The sequence below is a fragment of the Desulfobacula sp. genome (genome assembly GCF_014237455.1).
Taxonomy (GTDB): Bacteria; Desulfobacterota; Desulfobacteria; order Desulfobacterales; family Desulfobacteraceae; genus Desulfobacula.
The window spans coordinates 1-19,750 of the sequence record NZ_JABZFL010000041.1 but is presented as its reverse complement, the minus strand read 5'-3'; the positions used below and the strand labels follow the sequence as shown (position 1 = coordinate 19,750).

Genomic DNA, 19,750 nt, shown 5'->3' with positions numbered 1-19,750 from the left:
TAAGTGTTACCTACCGTTTTGATATTGACGAGGTGTCAATCGGCATCACAAACATTGTATTCAACGGGGTAAGCACATAAATGAAACTGACAGATGTTCAAAAACTGATCAATGAAAGATTGCTGACATCTTCAAAAGTTTTGGTTGAAGATGAGGCTAAAAAAATATTTAAATTGTTTGATATCCCGATTGTGGAAGAAAAGCGGGAAACAGATGTAAACCGGATCCTGGAGGCCTGCCAAAAAACAGGTTTCCCTGTGGTGATAAAAGGCATTGGTGCAAATATTTTACATAAGACGGAATCAGGCCTTGTTCGTGTTGGATTAAACACTGAGGATCAGGTGTGTGATGCTGTCAGGGAAATGAAAAAGTTTGCTGAAGATGATATTGAGGCCTTTCTCATACAACCTGTGGTATCAGGGAAAAGAGAATTTGTTGCCGGTATGTTTAAAGATTCCCAGTTTGGCCCGGTCATTGTGTTCGGTCTGGGTGGGATATTGACCGAGGCATTAAAAGATATTGTCTTTAAAATTGCTCCGTTAAATGATGCGGATATGGATGATATGTTTGAGCAACTATCTTCAAAAAAACTTTTAAACGAGTTCAGGGGTGAAAAAGCAGTCAATAAAGAAGCAGTCAAGAAAATTCTAAAAGGACTGTCAGATATTGCTTTAACATACCCAAATATCAGGGAGATCGATATCAACCCTCTGATTATTCAACCGGACGGTTCTCCTCTTGCCGTGGACGGTCTGATTGTCCTGGAAGAGATAAAAGAAGAAAAATACAAGGCCTATGATATTGATTTAAGTGTATTGGGTTCCTGTTATTATCCAAAGTCCATCGCCTTTATCGGGGCATCTGCCACCCCCGGGAAATGGGGGCATATGCTTTTAACCAATACCTTGTCCCGGGATTATAAGGGCAAGGTTTTTTTGGTAAATCCCAAGGGCGGGAAAATAACCGGGCGTCATGTGTATAAATCCGTCACCCAAATTGAAGAGGATGTTGAGCTGGCAGTGGTGACCATTCCGGCAAACAAAGTGATTGATCTGATACCGGATTTGAAAAAGAAACATGTCAAAGGGATGTTGTTAATCACTTCCGGGTTCAGGGAGGTGGGTGAAGAAGGGGCAAAATTAGAAAAAGAACTGGTGAAAGTTGCTCATGATGCTGGAGTATTAATTTTTGGGCCCAACACCATGGGAGTATGCAATCCCCATATTGATTTTTATTGTTGTGCTGCCCATGCTTATCCGCTACCGGGTTCTACCGCCCTTGTATGCCAGTCAGGAAATATGGGGACCCAGCTTCTGGCGTTTGCCGAGCAGCAGGATATTGGTATCCGGGCTTTTTCAGGGTCGGGAAATGAGGCCATGGTTACCATTGAAGATTATATGGAGGCTTTTGAAATTGATGATCTGACAAGAACGGTGGTGCTTTATATTGAGAGTGTAAAAGACGGTTCAAGATTTTTTAAAAGTGCAGCAAGAGTCTCCCGAAAAAAACCTGTGGTTGTCTTAAAGGGCGGCAGGACCAGCAGGGGTGAAAGGGCTGCGGCAAGCCATACCGGGGCCATGGCCTCGGATACAAAAGTATTTGATGCCGCCTGTAGGCAGGCCGGTATTATTCAGGCAGATCAACCCATGGAACTTCTGGATCTGTCTGCCGTGTTTTCATCCCTGCCCCTGCCAAAGGGAAACCGGGTGGCCATAATGACCCTTGGGGGCGGCTGGGGAGTGATCACAACAGATCTTTGTGCGGAACACGGACTTGAGGTCCCAAAGCTTTCCAGGAATATTATTGAACGGCTCAACAGGATTCTGCCACCATTCTGGAGTCACGGAAATCCTGTTGATATTGTGGGGGAAGATGATCCTGATATTCCCAAAATCTGTTTGGAAGAGCTGCTCAAATGGGACGGATGCGATGCAGTCATTCATCTTGGTATTCATGGAAAAAGGGTGCTGGTCAATAATATGATTGAATCGGTGCTCAGAACAGATCCTGATATTGACAGGAAAGCGGTACAAGTTTTTAAGGATGCAATACTGCAATTTGAAGAGGACTATACCCGGTATGTGATCAAATTAACCCAGAAGTATGAAAAACCGGTTCTGGGTGTAAGCCTTTTGACCGATGAAATCAGCAGAACCCTTTACAGGCTTGAAGGATATGAACATAAGAGTGTGTTCTTCCCTTCGCCGGAAAGAGCGGTTAAAGCGCTTTGGGGAATGTGCCAGTATAATGATTGGCGTAAAAGCCACGCAAATCAGTGATCAGGCATGGGGAAAGCCGGTTCGGTCCGGATCCAGGCCTGCCCTGCCCGTTTAAATTTTAAACAGGGCTAAGGGTTTTTTCGATAGCTGCTTGTTGGCTTTTTCAAGGTTTGTCCTGCTTGATATGATGGCTGTCCCTTTTTGAGTTTCATCAATGGTGAAATACTTTTTGGCAATGTCCTGGATTCTTTTTTTGTCAAGTCGCAATAGTGAATTCTTGAACTGCCGGCGAATGTCATCATCAAGTTTTGTGATATCCCTGTAAAAGGCTTTCATTGCTGACGGCCCGGGAGTTTCAGGCTTGTCGATTTCTGAACAGACCTGTAATATGGCTTCTTTGACATCGGTCTGGGTATAGTCTCCATTTATAATGAAGTCGCAGGCCTTTTTATAGACATCCAGGGTTCTTGCAATGTGGGGATCCCTGTATGATCCAAATGAAAAAATCCCTTCTTCAGTGTTATAGATGGCAAATCCACCGTAGGCCCCACCCTTTTCCCTGATTTCACGGTGAAGATATAACGATCTGAGTATCTTGCTGATCACTGCCAGTCCCGGGGAGTCCTCATGGGTGATTCGAACGGTTTTAAAGGATTGCCCCACGAAAGAGACCGATGTATTGGTATACCAGCCGTCATAGGGCAGGTCTTGTTCAAAGGATATATCCGGTGTAAAAAAAGAGTGTTGAGAATCATTTAAAAGATTTTCATGGATGGAGTTAAACTGTTTGTCCGCACGTATGATGGCACCTGAATCACCAATTACAGCAGGTTTGAAATTTCCTCTTTTTAAAATAGATTGAGCAATTCTAATCAAGTTTTCCGAAAGGGTTTCAAGAACGTTGTTTTTATTTCCGGTTGTGTTGAATTGTTCGGTAATCTCTTTGATGAGCTGATACTGGGCAATACCATGCCAGAGCTCATTAATATACGAGGCTTTTGAAAGATGCCTGGAGGCAAGGGAGATGGCATACCTGTGACCGGTTGAAACAATGGAGGCTTCCATTCCAGCCTGGTATTGCAACAAAAGGCTTTTCAGCCTTTCAAAATCCTGGAAATTGTATTCTTCAATAAACTCTTTTATCAAATCAAATAGTTTTTCAACATTCCGGTCCAGGGCCTTTCCCTGGATGGCAAGGAATGAATGGGGTTCGGCTTTTTTTGAAAAGTAAGATCCTGAAAACGGGGAGACAGATACCCCTCCAGTATAAAGATCCATAATTTCTGCTATTTTGTCATAGGAATTTTTCTTTGTCCCGCTGTTTGTAAACGATTGGCAGAAAAACGGTATAAGGGCAAAAAGATCCGATGGGATGCTGCCGGCACCCACAGGGCAGGTAAAATAGAAGATACCTGAAGTAGCTGTGTCATAACAGGTGGAAAGACTAACATTTTTGATAGTGTCAGGTTTTATAATTTCTATTTCAGGAGGAATATCAACAAGATCCAGAGTCGGCAGGATTGAAACATCTTCTTCTTTTTCCTGAAGTGCTTCAAGGGTTTTGGCATCTTTTCGGATCTGTTCAAGGTCCTGTTTGGTCATTTGCTTTAAAAGATTTTTGAGTTCCTTTTTTGTCTCTTTAATCTCTTTTTGCTCAAGATCTGTATCCGGTTCAAGGGTGAAAAGGACCCTGTGAGGATTTTCAAGGAAATATTGTTTTAATTTATTTTCAAGAAACCCTCCTTTTTTTATATTTTCTTTTAGTTTGTCCAAGTCCTCATCAATATTAATGCAGGATATAGGATCGCCATCATGGATAACCGTACTGGCAAATGAAAGCAGTAATTTTATACCGAACGGGTAAGGGGTATTGGTGATTTCTTTTCTGTGAAATTCAATCTGATGGATGGCCGAGTCAATCAGGTTCTGCTCAATCCCTTTGTCTGCGATCTCTTGAATGGTTGAAAAAATAATAGTTTCAATTTTTTCAACAGAATCTTTGGAGATATCCTTTAAACCACAGGCAAACAGGGTATCCCGATTATCTGAGTCAAATCCGGTTGAATCTGATAAGGCCGATCCTAGGGTTGAGTCGATCAGGGCTTTTCTTAAGGGAGAAGCAGAGTTTCCTAGAAGAATCTGTTCCAAAACAGTGAGGACAAGGACTTCAAAAAAATCTTTGACATCACAGGTCAGCCAGGCCACACAGGCCTGGTATTTCTTTGAAGCGTCTTCCGGGTCGGAGTAAGCATAGGCTTGCGTGGCTTTTTGGGCAGTGACCCATCTGGGTTGGGAGGGGACTTTTGAGTCTATCTCAATTTTTCCAAATTGGTTGAGTGCTTTCTCACAGATGAATGAAAGGGTTTCTTCCAAAGGCAAATTGCCGTAGGTGTAAAAATACGCATTAGACGGGTGGTAATATCTGGCATGGAAATCTTTAAGGTTTTCCCAGGTGAGTGTCGGGATGTCAGATGGTTCGCCGCCCGAATTATTCCGATAGGTTGTGTCAGGGTACAGGGCTGTGAGAAGGGATCTTCCCAGAACCTGACCGGGAGAGGACATGGCACCTTTCATTTCGTTGTAGACAACGCCTTTGTATTCAAGTTCAATATCCGTGTCATCCGCTTCAAGGATTTCCAGGCGATGCCCTTCCTGTTTAAAGCTTAATTCATCAATCTTTGGAAAAAAGGCAGCATCAAGATAAACGTTCATCAGGTTATAATAATCTTTTTGATTTTGGGTGGAAAAAGGATACATGGTCCAGTCAGACGCGGTAAAGGCATTCATAAATGTAGACAGGCTTCTTTTGATCATGGAAAAAAACGGATCGCGGACATTAAATTTTTTTGACCCGCATAACACGGTATGCTCAAGGATATGGGCCACACCGGAAGAATCCGTGGGAACCGTTCTGAAAAACACGCCAAAGGTATTTTCCTTGTCCTTATTTAAGATATGGATGTGTTTTGTCTTTGTCTTTATGTGTTCAAGCTGAACCATCACGGAATCTATAGTTTCAAGCGGAGTAATTTTTTTTATGGTATATCCGCAAAGTTCCTGCCCCGGTTTAAATGCAATAATTTCCATCTTTTTGTTTTTCCCATTAAACTTTTTTGTAAACACCACGTTTTACCCGTTTGATCCTCTTTATTTTATCCAGTCGGAAAATGATATTTCTCAGTTTTTTTTTCTCAAATCCCGTGGCAGCCTTAACCGTTTTAAAATTAGTGCCTTCAGGGTGATTTGCAAACACATCGAGAACAATGGAAGAAGCACTTTTGCCTTTGCCTGCCGGTCTTGTTCTCCCGCTTTTATCAGCCGGTTGCTTCTGATAAAGCAATTGCTCCAGCTTGTCAAGCCTGCCATGTAAAGAGATAATATCTTCTTTTGTCGGAATATCAAGCCTGTCCAATAACATTTTTATGAAATTTTCCCAATTGGTTCCATGTTCTGGTTTTTCTACCATGATAAGCCCCCCTCCCCAAAAAAGGTTTGTTGTGACATAATAAAGATATTAAAAATATCAACGCCAGATGCAACTGATATGAAAACAAAGAAAAATAAAGCTTGAAACGCTGGTAAAACAGCTTAGTTTGTATTGGTTGTTGAATCTTATTTTTTGTTGAAGTATATATATAATAACTACTTGCAAGGGTAAAGAAAGTCAAGTAGTGATTTTTTGTGAGGTATATTTAAGTAAACTTTATTACTAAGCTGCGTAGAAAAAAATTAGTAAGAATCTAAAGGGTTATAACATGACACATCCCGGGCAGTTGTTAAAACAAAGAGAGTTGTATGCTGGCAAAGAGATGGGGCAGAACTTTCTCTCAAATCCCGGTACGGCAAGAATGATTGTTGAAAAAATCGGGATATCAACAGATACTCGGGTGTTGGAAATTGGGTCCGGCCTGGGCGCTCTTACCATCCCTGTCGCACAGACAGCATCCCATGTGACGACTGTTGAAAAGGATTCCCGCCTGATACCCCTTTTACAGCAAGAGCTTGATAATGGAAACTTAAAAAATGTAGAGATCATCAATAAGGATATTTTCAAAGTTGATATAAAAAAAATAGCCAAAGACAAAAAACTTGTAGTCATAGGAAATCTTCCTTATAATATTTCATCACAAATCCTGATTAGACTGATTGAAGAAAGAAGCTGTATCGAGAAGGCATTTTTGATGTTTCAAAAAGAACTGGCAAAAAGGATTGTCGCACCTCCTGGCGGAAGGGATTATTCAAGACTGTCCGCAGTGGTTCAATATGCAGCTGATATCAGTTTTGTTGCCCAAATCGGGCCGTCATCTTTTTTCCCAAGACCTGATGTAGACTCTACTATTTTAAAATTCAATTTTTTTGAAACTAAAGAGTTTAATAAAGAACAGGAAAAAATGTTATTTAATGTAATTAAGGCCGCCTTTTCAAAACGAAGAAAGACATTAAAAAATTCAATGGCAGGCGGCGAGCTTGAGTTTAAAAAAGAGTTTGTTGTTCATGCATTGGAATTAGCCGGGATAGATGCTCATAGACGGGCGGAAACACTGACTGTGGAGGAATTTAAATCTCTTTCCCGGGCCGTATGGGAAACAAGCTGAAGGAAGGCGAATACGAATACAAGAACTTCTATATATATGAATTGAAAGGACGTTTTATGATCAGAGCAAATGATAATTACAGCAAATTAAAAGCATCCTATCTCTTTTCAGATATTGCAAAGAGAGTGGATGAATACCAACTTAAAAATCCGGAAGCACACATCATCCGCCTGGGGATTGGTGATGTCACAAGGGCCCTGGTTCCTTCGGTTATTAAAGGATTCCATGAGGGGGTGGATGAAATGGCCAATGATGCTACATTCAGGGGATATGGACCGGAACAGGGATATGCTTTTTTAAGAGAAAAGATTGCAAAAAATGATTTCCAGAACAGGGGTGCAGATATTTCAGCAGATGAAATATTTGTCAGTGACGGGGCAAAATGTGACACCGGAAATTTTCAGGAACTGTTTGCGACCGATATCAAGGTGGCTATCCCTGATCCGGTATATCCGGCATATCTGGATACAAATGTCATGGCCGGCCGAACGGGTGAGTGTGAGGACGGCAGATATGACAGGATTATTTACATGGATTGTTTAAAAGAAAACAATTTCCTTCCGGGGCTTCCTGATGAAAAAGTGGATCTGATTTATCTTTGTTTCCCAAACAATCCTACAGGTTCCACGGCTACAAAAGAAGAACTCAAGGTGTGGGTGGATTATGCCAAAGAAAATAAGGCATTGATTTTATTTGATGCAGCCTATGAATCCTTTATCCGGGATGAAGAACTTCCCAAAACAATTTATGAAATTGAAGGGGCCAGAGAAGTGGCGGTTGAATTCAGGAGTTTTTCAAAGACAGCGGGATTTACAGGGACTCGATGCGGGTTTACTGTCGTGCCCAAAGATTGTATGATTTTTAATTCAAAGGGAGATAAAATTTCCCTCCATGCCATGTGGAACAGGCGGCACACAACAAAATTCAACGGGGTATCCTATCCGGTTCAAAAGGCTGCGGAAGCGGTCTATTCACAAGAAGGAAAAGCCCAGATTAAGGAACAGGTTGCCTATTATTTGAACAATGCCGATATCATCAGGGAAACCGTTGAATCCCTCGGATTTGATTATATTGGTGGGAAAAACTCCCCATATATCTGGGTGGATGGGAAAGGCAGGGATTCCTGGGATTTTTTTGATTTGCTTTTAACCAAATCTTCTGTAGTGTGTACACCGGGCGCAGGTTTCGGCAGATGCGGCAAACAATATATTAGAATCAGTGCATTTAATAGCCTTGAGAATGTAACAAAGGCTATGGATAGACTTAAAGAGGCATTAACCTGGAGGTCACACGTAAAATGAGTTATTTTTTCAAGGTGAAAAGTCTTGAAGAGGTGATGGCATTGACAGGAGAATTTTCTCCTGTTGAATCTGAAAAAATACTGGTATCCGAAGCTTTCTCAAGGGTCCTTGCCCGGGATCTGGTTGCCAAACAAGATATGCCGGGATTCAAGAGGGCCACCATGGACGGATACGCTGTTGTAGCGAGTTCCACATTCGGTGTATCTGAATTCAGTCCTGCCTGGCTTGATATAGCAGGAACCATTCTCATGGGTGACATTCCGGATTTTATTCTTCAGTCCGGACAGGCTGTCAAAATTTCAACCGGCGGAATGCTTCCTGACGGGGCGGACAGTGTGGTCATGGTGGAACATACAGAATTAATTGATGACACTTCCGTTGAAATTTATAAAAGTGTGGCCCCTTTGCAGCATGTGATTGATGCATCCGAAGACTTTGCAAAAGAAGAGACGGTTTTATCCAAAGGGACCTTTATCCGGCCACAGGAAGAAGGCCTTGCAGCAGGACTCGGGTTTTCGCAAATTGAAACCTATAAAATACCAAAGGTTGGCATCATTTCAACCGGGGATGAAATCATTCCCATAGAAGAGGAACCTGTTCCCGGTAAAATCCGGGATATCAACTCTTATACCCTGTCAGGCTTTATCAGGGAAGCTCATGCCAAACCGGTTTGTTACGGTATTATCAAAGATGATCTTGCCGCCTTGAAAAAAGCCGTTGCAAAAGCCCTCAAGGAAACGGACATGGTGCTCATTTCCGGGGGAAGCTCTGTGGGAACAAGGGATTTTACCATTGATGTCTTATCGGCTTTACCGGATACAGATATTTTAGTCCACGGCATGTCCGTGAGCCCAGGGAAGCCGACAATTCTTGCTAAGTCCGGGAGGAAACCCGTATGGGGACTACCCGGCCAGGTGGTGTCTGCCATGGTGGTCCTCAAAATTGTGGTCATACCATTTTTAAACAAGCTTAAAGGGCTTGAAACCCGGGACAGAACGATCAGGATTCCCGCGAAATTGACCCGGAATGTATCCTCCGCACAGGGCAGAAGGGACTTTATCCGGGTCGAGCTTGCAAAAAAGGGAAACCTGCTGCTGGCAAAACCGGTTTTGGGCAAATCCGGATTGATCAGAACCATGATTCATGCAGATGGACTCCTTGAAATCGGCGATCATGTTGAAGGTCTGGAAAAAGATACCATGGTAGATATTATCCTTTTATAACATATGGTATAACATATGGGGTCAGGCTTTCCTTATTGGCGTTGTTGTACTCAATAACGCCAATAAGGAAAGCCTGACCCCGCCTACACAAGAGAGATGGGACCAATGAATTCCAAAAGAAACGTATATCTTGATATGAAAAGTATTGAAGAGGCAAAAAAGATTCTCTTTGAACATTTTGGCCATATGGTGACAAAAATTGAAACCCTTGATGTGGCAAATGCTAAAGGCAGAGTTTTAGCAAAACCGGCTGTCGCAGCCGTATCTTCACCTAATTTTCATGCAGCCGCCATGGATGGCATTGCCGTGGAGGCAAAAGTCACGTTTGGGGCCAGTGAAGAAGTTCCAATAACCCTTTCCCCTGGTAAAAATGCCTTGTGGGTCAATACCGGTCATGTCATGCCGGAAGGCACCAACGCTGTCATTATGATCGAGCATCTCAATATTATAGATGAAAAGAGTGTTGAGATTGAGGCACCGGTGTTTCCCTGGCAGCATGTCAGGAAAATGGGTGAAGATATTGTGGCCACCCAATTGCTGTTTCCAAGAGGGCATCAGATTAATTCCTATTCCCTTGGCGCGCTATTGTCGGGTGGAATATTTACAGTGGATGTTTACAAACAGCCTAAAGTTCTGATTATCCCAACCGGATCGGAACTCAAACAATGGCATGAGATCAGGATTGATCAGCTCAAACCCGGGGATGTGGTGGAATCCAATTCTTCAGTACTGGGCGGGCTCTGTGAAGATCATGGCGCCCAGTTTGACCGTCACCCCATGCTCAAGGATAATATTGAAAATATTAAAAGGGCTGTGGAAACAGCGGCAAAACAGGATTATGATTTGATTTGTATCATTGGCGGGTCTTCGGCCGGGTCTGAGGATTTTGCAAAACCTGTGATTTCCTCTCTGGGTGAAGTTTATGTTCACGGGATTACCATGATGCCCGGGAAACCCATACTGTTTGGCAAAGTGTTTGATACCCCGATATTTGGCATCCCGGGTTATCCTGTATCGGCCATTGTTGCCTTTGAACAGTTTACAGGCCCTTTGCTGTTAAAAATGCAAAAGCTTCCTGAAAGAGAAATAACAAAGGCTTTGGTTTCCCCAGCAAGAAAAATTGCTTCAAAACTTGGCCAGGAGGAGTTTTTAAGGGTGAAAATCGGTTCGGTGGACGGACAGCTTATGTCTTCCCAATTGCCCAGAGGATCAGGAAGTATCACCACCCTGACTGAAGCGGACGGTATTATCAGGATACCTCGAAATATTGAGGGGATATCAGAAAATGAGAAAGTCCAGGCCCAGTTGTTACGACCCTTATCTTCCATTGAAAATACCATCGTGATTACCGGTTCACATGATAATACCCTGGATCTGCTTGCCGATCAGATAAAATCAGTAAGCGGCAATGTCAGCATTTCATCAAGCCATGTGGGCAGCATGGGTGGTTTGATGGCCGTTAAAAAAGGTGCCTGCCATATGGCTGGTGCCCACCTTTTGGACCCTGAGGACGGCAGCTATAATATATCCTATATTAAAAAATATCTGTCGGATCAAAAGGTTTGGCTGGTCAATCTTGTCATGAGGGATCAGGGACTTATTGTGCCAAGGGGAAATCCTGAAAACATTCAATCCATTGAAGATTTAAAAAACAAAGACCTGCAGTTTATCAACCGCCAGCCGGGATCAGGCACAAGAATTTTATTTGATTATAAGCTGAAGATACTTGGTTTATCGCCTGATGATATTCAAGGCTATGAAAATGATGAATACACCCATATGTCTGTGGCTGTTTCCGTTCTTTCAGGAAGGGTGGACGCAGGGCTTGGTATCCAGGCGGCAGCCCGGGCACTTGATCTTGATTTCATCCCGGTTGTGACAGAAGAGTATGATCTGGTCATTCCGGACAGGTTTTATAAGACCCGGAAAATTCAGGTTTTACTTGAAACCATCCAGACCAGGGGGTTTCAGGATCGGGTCATGTCCCTTGGGGGATACAGCACCCAAAATACTGGTGAAGTGATTTATACATCAGGCGAATTTAATACACGTTAAAGAACGCATTTAAAGTAGTTTAAAATAAAAAAGGCCACAAAGAAAGTCCCTTTCTTTGAACTTTGAAGAAAGTAACATTTCTTTGTGGCCGAAAATAAACTGAATGGGAAAAAAACTGTTCGCTAAAAAAGCAGTTCCTTCCCAGGTTTGTCTTTCAATTAATACGGGTGAAGTTCAACCCTTCTGTTTAATGAACGGCCTGTATCCGTACCGTTTAGCGCGACAGGCTTAGTAAATCCGAATCCTTCGGTTGCCATTCTGTTTTTTAGGATGCCTTTTCCAATCAGATAATTTTTAACGGCATGGGCACGTCTCATGGAAAGATCCATGTTATATGCGTCAGTACCGACATTGTCGCAGTGGCCTTGAAGTTCAACACCCATGACAGGATTTTTTTCAAGGATTTTGGCAACATCATCCAATAAAGGATAGGCTGCAGGTTTTATCACATCTTTATCAAAGTCAAAAAGAACATTGTCAAGCACCCAGCATCCAACCGGATTGACTGTCGCACCAAGCGGGGTTCCAGGGCATTGATCATCCTCATCATAAACTCCGTCTTTGTCACTGTCTTTTTTTGGTGCCACAACCGGGGCGGCAGGAGCAGGGGCAGGAGCAGCAACCTTTTTTTCAAGGAATACTTTTTCAACAAAACTTCCCAGGCCTGCGCTGGTTGACAATTGGTCTGCAGTTGAATAAAAACCGCATCCTCCGATGGTTGCAACCTTTTTTAAAAGAGCCTCTCCTTCTTTTGAATCCCCCACGAGGATGGGATAAAAACAGATGGAAGAGCCATAAAGATCTTTTAAGTTTTGTGCAGAAGCCAATATATCTCCGGGCAGATCAAGTCCGTCAGTAATGATAATAACGGCATTCATAGCACCTGAAAGTCCTTTAAGGTCAGTCCCTGCTGCATTAATTGCTTTATACAGCGGGCTGGTTCCACCCGGTTCAGTAATTTTTTCAAAATTAGTCTCTAAATTGTGAGAAGAATATCTTTCCATCCCGTAAAAGAGTTCTGTTGAATTTTTTGATACTTTAGGAGAGTGACCAAAGGATCTTAGGCCTGCTGTTTGGCCCATTTCAGGAATCAAATCATTCATCCTGTATACAAGGGCCTGTGCAATATCAAATTTTTCATACATGGACATGGAGCTTGATGCATCAAACAGTATCATGAAATTATCTACTTTTGATGCGTACATACTTTTATCAAATTGTGCTGCTTCAAATGACGGCAGGGTACTCATCTGTTTTTGCGCGCATCCAAATAAAAAAAGGAAGGCAAAAAATGTTAATAAACCTCTAATTAAAAGTTTCATGTTTCTTTTCTCCTTTTGTTGTTGTGTATGTAGGTGTTTTATTAAAAAAATATCTGAACGAAAATATATTAACCTATCTTTTACAGAAAAATGGACATGAAATCAAGGTTTCTTTATTATCTTGCAATTAAGGCTTAAGAATTATATACGAATGCTGTTTATGGAAACTGAATGAACAATAAGAAAATTGATAAAATATGGAATACCATCAGGGGATCATTCTTGGCATTTTACAGGGACTTACGGAATTTTTACCGGTAAGCAGTTCCGGGCATCTTGTATTGGGACAGACTTTTTTCGGAATTACCCAATCCCAACTGACTTTTGATATCAGTGTTCATGTGGGAACACTTCTGGCTGTCCTGGTAGTTTATTCTTCTGACATTTTAGCTATGATATCTTCTGTTTTTGGATTTCTCTCTAAGGCAGTTTCGTTTAAGCCGGTCGCGCATTTGGTAAAGGAAGATAAAAACCTTCAAATGGCAGGTTTGATTGTGATCGGTTCTATCCCAACAGCCATCATCGGGCTTGTCTTAAAACAATTTGAGCATGTTCTGTTTACCTCAGAGGTTCTGGTCGGATCGATGTTGATCCTGACAGGAACAATCCTGTGGGTTTCCCGAAATTATTATTTCACGGACACTAAAAAAAGCCGGTTTGGTAATAAAAAGGCGTTTTTTATCGGGATAATTCAGGGGCTTGCCGTCATCCCGGGTATTTCACGATCAGGAAGCACTATTGCTGCCGGGATGTTTATGGGACTTGACAGGCATACGGCAGCTAAATTTTCTTTTTTGTTATCAATTCCCGCAATATTGGGGGCGCAAGTTTTGAGTATAAAAGATATGATAAGCAGTGGTCTAATCATTGATCCTGTAACAATATATGCTACAATTGCTTCGTTTATAACCGGGTTAATTGCTTTAAAAATGCTCTTGACTTTGGTTCATTCGGGCAAATTTCATCTATTTGCCCCTTATTGCTGGCTTATAGGGTCACTGGTCCTTTTATCAAAAATTATCTAAAGGAGGCATCATGAATCCTGGGATTTTCAGAGAATATGACATCAGAGGTGTCGCGGGCAGGGATATTGAGGGAAAGGATGTGGTGAGCATTGGCAAGGCCTACGGCAGTCTTTTAAACCAGCAGAATAAAAAAATAGTCTCTGTTGGAAGAGATTGCAGGCAGACATCTGAAACATTTGCCCAATTGTTTATCCAGGGAATCACCTCTACGGGGTGCGATGTTATTGATATTGGAATCTGTCCCACACCAGTACTTTATTTTTCCATACAGCATTTGAATCTTGAAGGCGGTGCCATGGTGACGGCAAGCCATAATCCACCCGAATATAACGGGTTTAAACTCTTGAGTGGCACAGATTCCATTCACAGCCAGGGATTACAGGATATTCGCAGTATTGTTGAAAAAAAAGAGTTTGTTCAAGGCGAGGGCTCGGTGACCCGAAAAGATGTCATCACTCTTTATAAAGAATATATTTTAAATAATATCAACATAAAGCGCCCCATCAAGATCGGGATTGATGCCGGCAATGGTACCGGTGGGATTACGGCTCTCCCGGTATTAAAAGATTTAGGGTGTGAGGTGCACGATATTTATTGTGATATGGATGGAACATTTCCCAATCATGAAGCTGACCCCACCCAGAAAAAGAACGTACTCGACCTGATAAAGCTGGTGAAAGAAAAGGGCCTTGATCTGGGGGTGGGATATGATGGAGACGCTGACAGGATCGGTGTTGTGGACAAAAATGGTGAGGTGATCTATGGAGACCAGCTCATGGTGATTTATGCCAGGGAAATTCTTGAACGAAATCCCGGGGCTACCTTTATCTCGGAAGTCAAGTGCTCCATGGTCATGTATGACGATATTCGAAACCATGGCGGCAATGCCATTATGTGGCGAACTGGCCATTCATTGATCAAGCAAAAAATGAAAGAGGAAAATGCAGCCCTGGCCGGTGAGATGAGCGGGCATATGTTTTTTAAGGACAGATTTATGGGATTTGATGATGCCCTCTATGCAACCTGCCGCCTGCTTGAAATCATGGCAGATACAGGCCTGGGTGTTGACGAACTCATTGCCGATCTTCCCAAAACATTTACAACACCTGAGATCCGTGTGGATTGCGCGGATGATATCAAATTTAATGTCGTTCAAAAAATTGTTGCTCATTATAAAACCAAACAACAGGATTTGATTGACATTGACGGGTTAAGAGCCGTGTATGATGACGGATGGGGACTTGTCAGGGCATCCAATACCCAGCCGGCCCTGGTGCTTCGATTCGAAGCGTTGACCGCAAAAAGACTGGATGAAATAAGAAATGAAATTGAATCAGTATTAAAAATCATTATAGAGGAGACAAAATAAGATTTTAAATTTCATAGTATAAAATCTTATGGACCACATTTTATGGAGTTATCGGTACAGCAGCAGGATGCAGTAAATCATACCGGCTCCCCGGCACTTGTTGTTGCGGGAGCCGGTTCAGGTAAGACCAGAACCTTGACAGCCAAGTTTTCACACCTTGTGAATCTGGGCCATGATCCCAAAAGGATTCTCGCCATCACATTTACAAACAAAGCCGCCGGTGAGATGAAATCACGACTCATTGAGATGACCGGTCTTCCGTATCAAAGTTTTCAATGGGTAAGAACCTATCATTCAGCCTGTCTGATGATTTTAAAACGCCATTGCGAAAAATTGGGATACGCACTACCCATACTGGTGTTTTCAGTCTATCAACAGCAAAAGCTGGTCAAAGAACTCTGTGTAAAAAATAATATTGAAAAAAAGCATGCCAATAAAATTTTATCCGCTATTTCAAGGGCTAAAAATTTTGGTAACCCGGGAAAATATTTTGATTTAAAGCCTGTCTTTTTTAATATCAAAATTGAAGATCTCTTTGCTCAATATGAAGAACGATTAAAAGAGATGAACAGTGTGGATTTTGATAATATCCTTTTAAAGACAAGGGACCTTTTAAGGGATCACACTAAGATTCGGGATTACTATCAAAATTATTTTTCCTATATTCTTGTGGATGAATATCAGGATACCAATAATCTTCAGGAGGATTTAACCAACCTGCTGTTGGGTGCGCACCAGAATCTTTTCTGTGTGGGAGATGACTGGCAGGCTGTTTATGGATTCAGGGGTTCCAATGTAAACCATTTTCTAGGGTTCCCTGAAAAATACAGGAATTCAAAAATTTTCCGACTTGAGGAAAATTATCGATCTGCAAATGAAATTGTCCAGGTGGCAAATGATTTAATCGATTATAACCCGGATAAGATGGATAAAAAATGTTTTTCCCAAAAAAAAGGCGGTGTGGTTGAAATTTATGATTTTATGTCGGATTCCCATGAAGCCGAATGGGTTGCCGGAAGGATTAAGGGATTAAACCGGCAGGGCCAGGGCGTAGGCTTTGATAAAATAGCAGTGGTCTACAGGACAAAATTTTGTTCCCTTCCCTTTGAAAAGATTTTCAGATCATACCGAATACCCTATAGTTTGAAGGGATCACAGGGGTTTTTTGAAAGGATGGAAGTCCTGGATATTAATTCCTATCTGAGTGCGGCCTTTTTTCCCAATGATGATGTCTCGTTTGAGAGGGTTGTGAATACACCCAAAAGGGGCATCGGGCCGGCAATGATTAAAAGAATGGCAAACATCCGAACAGAAGGGACAAGTCTTCAGGATGCTGCAAGGATCATGGTCAAAGACAGGGTCTTAAGCAAGAAACTCCATGAAAATCTTTCGCAGGTTCTTGAGATCCTGTATGAAATAACGGATCTGGCTCCTGCCCGGGCCATGGAAGTTGTCATAGAAAGAACCGGCTATTTTGAATACCTGGAGAAAAAAACAAAAACAAAAGCAGAGTTTATTTCAAAAAAAGAAAATATTGAACAATTGATTTATACGGCAAGAGCGAAAGATGATCTTCTGGAATATCTTGAAGAAGCGGCCCTGATCAGGGAAGACAAGGAAGATGAGGATGGACAGGATTCATCAGGCGTATCCCTTCTCACCATTCATTCGGCCAAAGGACTGGAATATGATACGGTTTTTGTTGTGGGGTGCGAAGACCGCCTGTTTCCCCATTGGCGGTCTCTTGAAGCGGGCGATAATGCGATTTTCGAGGAAAGACGCCTGATGTATGTGGCAATGACAAGGGCAGAAAGATTTTTATATCTGACACACGCCAATTATCGGAAAGGTGAATTTGCAATACCCAGCCGGTTTATCGATCAAATTCAGGAGTGCTTATCCTGATCCCCACTCATCATAAAGGTATTTTCCTAACCCTGTTTTTTGCCATTTTTACAACGGTTACAGGGGTTGGTATTGTAGTCCCGCTACTGCCTGTTTATGCTAATGATCTGGGTGCTACAGGTATATATGTAGGATTGATATTCGGATCATTTTCCATATCCAGAACCCTTCTTTTGCCCCTGTTCGGGAGACTGTCAGATCAAAAAGGGCGAAAACCCTTTATTGTGACAGGCTTATTTGCCTACACATTGATTTCCATTGCCTTTGTATTTTCAAACACTATCGAGACCTTGATACTATTACGATTTATCCAGGGGGCAGCATCTGCCATGATTATGCCGGTGGTTCAGGCTTATGTGGGGGAAATAACCCCGGAAGGTTCGGAAGGGTATTCAATGGGATTGTTTAACCTGTCCATGTTTTTGAGCCTGAGTCTCGGGCCTTTGATGGGAGGCGGGATAAAAGATGTATGGTCTCTTGATGCTGCGTTTATTTGTATGGGCTTGCTGTCAGGCATTGGCCTCCTGTTATGCATCTTTTTTTTGCCGGCAACATCTCAAGAAAAAGTAAAAAATAAAAAGAACGAAATAATTCCATGGTCAAATCTTTTAAAAGACAAAGGGATAATTTCCATTTTTATATTCAGGTATGCGTATACTGCCTGTATCGGGGTGATATGGTGTTTCCTTCCGGTGTTTGCAGATACTGAGTTTGCTCTGTCCAGTTCTTTGATCGGTGTGCTGGTCATGCTGGGTGTATTTGTATCAGGACTTCTTCATCTCCCCATGGGGTATGCGGCAGATAGAGTGAATAAAAATATGATGATCATTTTCGGGGGAATTCTTTCAGCCATTGGGATGATCCTGCCGTTCTGGGCATCCTCTTTTTATGACCTTGTTATTGCCGTTTCAATATTTGGACTCGGAGGCGGTGTTTCCATGCCGGCAATCATGGCGTATGCGGTCATTAAAGGCGATACAAAAAAGGCCATGGGATCGGTCATGTCCATCATAACGGTGGCACACAGCCTGGGGATGCTGACAGGTTCCATGGCTGCTGGGCTTGCCATGGATTTTTTAAGTTTAAGGCTGTCTTTCCCCTGCGGAACCCTTATCATGGTTTTTGGAACACTTGTTTTCTGGGCGTTGGTGGATAAGAAATCTTTTATAAAAAATTAGTCTCAACCCCAATATTTTGAGTCATGGGCTATTGGAAAATGGAGAGTATATCGAATACAAGTCATCGTTATGGAATTCTCCTGACAATTACTGGGGAAAATAGAAAATTTCGCCATCCAAAAAAATCACAGCTAAGTCTGATATCCTTATTATGGAGGGGGATAGCTATCGAAAGAAACTATAAAAAAATGATTAAAAACAAGTAGGACCATTCTGTTTGGGCCTAAAAAGGGGGACTTTTGACTTTGGTTTATTGCCAACGCCGCCCAGGTGCGTTCATGAATTTGGGTTGCTGGTTTTAAAACGGTGATTTTGGCTGGATTTTAAACCGCTGTTTCCAATTGTCTAAGCACCCAATTCATTTTATTATCCAATGAACATTTTTTATCCATATCACAACTGGATTTATCAAAATCTGGTCATGCATGGATGTCAACTCTATCTTGTCAGCGGGAATTGGGCCACAAACAATCATTATTGTTTTCATGCCACTATGAACGCCTCTTAATAAACAACTGAGTTTCCTGATCAAATTCAAAATCCTCGCCTATGTAACCTTGTTCAATTTCTGCGAACTCTTTTGGTTTGTTCGGGCAAGGACATTTGATACCTTCAAACATAATAGAACCTAATGGGAAAATCACATCTTCCGGAATCCATTTCGGATTCCCTTGTGGATCACGCCCGACCCTATCGTGATCCAATCGGAAGGATTTTTCTTCTTCGCTATAAATGTAATTGTAAATATCTACCATATTCAAAGGCCATTCCTGACCGTAAGAATCAACAATTTTTTCCCCGTCTTTCGGAAAACAGCCCACTGCATTTGTAAGACAACCCCCGATGTCTGTTCTGTGATAATATGTCACCGTATCCGGCAGGTTGCGATCTAAGACTTCGCGTACTTTGACAAACTCTTTGTTGACACAGCCAATATCTATATCATTATCATGATAAATGAATTGACCGTTTCTGTACGCTCCCAGCAAGGTTCCGCCCTCTAAAAAAAATTCAATGTCGGCATCTTCCAAAACTCCTTTGATTATCCGAAACAATTCTAATCGTTCGCCAATTATTTCTTTATTCTTTTTAATGGTTTCTTTTTTATTACCGGTCGTTACATCGCCCCACCAACTTAATTGTTTTTCTTCCATCATAACCTCTTTTCAGCTTCTTCTGTTAAAGCCATGTTAAACAACTACATGGTTGTTTGGTCAAACCACATTGTCATTTTATTGAAATTTTTTCACAGTATCCGGCCATACATAAACAGCAAATTCGTCGTCTTTCCATTATGAACTATTATTGCTGGGTTTGGGAAAAGTCAATAAATTTATGTCCGTATAATGATTTGAATGCCAATTAATGTTTTGCACCGGGGCACACATTCTTCCTATAATTTGCGTGAATACATGATACACAGCAACAAGAACGCTAATGCGGTGCTGACCGGCGCCGTGCGCCGATCAAGCAAACGTAGTTTGATTGATCGGTGTGCGGTGACCGGTCCAGTTCCTTGTTCTGGCGCCAGAGGCGACGGAACAAGGGGCTGGACGTA

The 19,750-nt window shown here is 42.1% G+C and carries 13 protein-coding genes; 9 read left to right on the top strand and 4 right to left on the bottom strand.

From position 1 onward, the window contains the following. The first annotated feature begins 80 nt into the window (after positions 1-80). The gene (locus tag HGJ91_RS05975) at positions 81-2,279 is read left to right on the top strand and encodes an acetate--CoA ligase family protein (protein ID WP_291346795.1); all 2,199 of its coding nucleotides are present in this window, start codon (positions 81-83) and stop codon (positions 2,277-2,279) included. A 51-nt stretch (positions 2,280-2,330) separates the two neighbouring features. On the opposite strand, the gene HGJ91_RS05970 is transcribed toward HGJ91_RS05975, so the two are convergent. After that, positions 2,331-5,306 (bottom strand): insulinase family protein, encoded by a 2,976-nt coding sequence (locus HGJ91_RS05970; protein ID WP_291346794.1) that lies wholly within the window; start codon positions 5,304-5,306, stop codon positions 2,331-2,333. A gap of 16 nt (positions 5,307-5,322) precedes the next feature. Next, positions 5,323-5,685, bottom strand: coding sequence for a hypothetical protein (locus HGJ91_RS05965; protein ID WP_291346793.1), 363 nt, complete (start codon positions 5,683-5,685; stop codon positions 5,323-5,325). A gap of 289 nt (positions 5,686-5,974) precedes the next feature. On the opposite strand from HGJ91_RS05965, the gene rsmA reads away from it, so the two are divergent. The 4 genes from rsmA to HGJ91_RS05945 all read left to right on the top strand — a co-directional run bounded on the left by rsmA (position 5,975) and on the right by HGJ91_RS05945 (position 11,393). After that, positions 5,975-6,814: a 16S rRNA (adenine(1518)-N(6)/adenine(1519)-N(6))-dimethyltransferase RsmA gene (gene rsmA / locus HGJ91_RS05960; RefSeq protein ID WP_291346792.1), complete on the top strand. Its 840-nt coding sequence runs from the start codon at positions 5,975-5,977 to the stop codon at positions 6,812-6,814. A gap of 56 nt (positions 6,815-6,870) precedes the next feature. Beyond that, positions 6,871-8,115, top strand: coding sequence for an LL-diaminopimelate aminotransferase (locus HGJ91_RS05955; RefSeq protein ID WP_291346791.1), 1,245 nt, complete (start codon positions 6,871-6,873; stop codon positions 8,113-8,115). Then, positions 8,112-9,338: a gephyrin-like molybdotransferase Glp gene (glp, locus tag HGJ91_RS05950; RefSeq protein ID WP_291346790.1), complete on the top strand. Its 1,227-nt coding sequence runs from the start codon at positions 8,112-8,114 to the stop codon at positions 9,336-9,338. Before HGJ91_RS05955 ends, glp begins: the two co-directional genes overlap by 4 nt. Positions 9,339-9,443: 105 nt before the next feature. Beyond that, positions 9,444-11,393, top strand: coding sequence for a molybdopterin biosynthesis protein (locus tag HGJ91_RS05945; protein WP_291346789.1), 1,950 nt, complete (start codon positions 9,444-9,446; stop codon positions 11,391-11,393). A 158-nt stretch (positions 11,394-11,551) separates the two neighbouring features. On the opposite strand, the gene HGJ91_RS05940 is transcribed toward HGJ91_RS05945, so the two are convergent. Then, a complete protein-coding gene (locus HGJ91_RS05940) occupies positions 11,552-12,715 on the bottom strand; it encodes an OmpA family protein (protein ID WP_291346788.1) in 1,164 nt (387 codons plus the stop codon). A gap of 197 nt (positions 12,716-12,912) precedes the next feature. Between HGJ91_RS05940 and HGJ91_RS05935 the strand changes: the two genes are divergently transcribed. The 4 genes from HGJ91_RS05935 to HGJ91_RS05920 are packed head-to-tail and all read left to right on the top strand — an operon-like array spanning position 12,913 to position 18,192. After that, positions 12,913-13,740 (top strand): undecaprenyl-diphosphate phosphatase, encoded by an 828-nt coding sequence (locus tag HGJ91_RS05935; RefSeq protein WP_291346787.1) that lies wholly within the window; start codon positions 12,913-12,915, stop codon positions 13,738-13,740. Positions 13,741-13,750: 10 nt separating this feature from the next. Further along, entirely contained in the window at positions 13,751-15,109 is a 1,359-nt protein-coding gene (locus HGJ91_RS05930) for a phosphomannomutase/phosphoglucomutase (RefSeq protein ID WP_291346786.1), read from the top strand. 42 nt (positions 15,110-15,151) lie between these two features. Next, the gene (locus tag HGJ91_RS05925; RefSeq protein ID WP_291346785.1) at positions 15,152-17,014 is read left to right on the top strand and encodes an ATP-dependent helicase; all 1,863 of its coding nucleotides are present in this window, start codon (positions 15,152-15,154) and stop codon (positions 17,012-17,014) included. Then, the gene (locus HGJ91_RS05920) at positions 17,002-18,192 is read left to right on the top strand and encodes an MFS transporter (protein WP_291346784.1); all 1,191 of its coding nucleotides are present in this window, start codon (positions 17,002-17,004) and stop codon (positions 18,190-18,192) included. The genes HGJ91_RS05925 and HGJ91_RS05920 overlap by 13 nt, the downstream gene beginning before the upstream one ends. Before the next feature lie 491 nt (positions 18,193-18,683). Here HGJ91_RS05920 and HGJ91_RS05915 read toward each other — a convergent pair whose 3' ends face one another. Further along, on the bottom strand, positions 18,684-19,346 hold the full coding sequence (locus HGJ91_RS05915) for a LicD family protein (protein ID WP_291346783.1): 663 nt from the start codon (positions 19,344-19,346) through the stop codon (positions 18,684-18,686). Between the last annotated feature and the right edge of the window lie 404 nt (positions 19,347-19,750).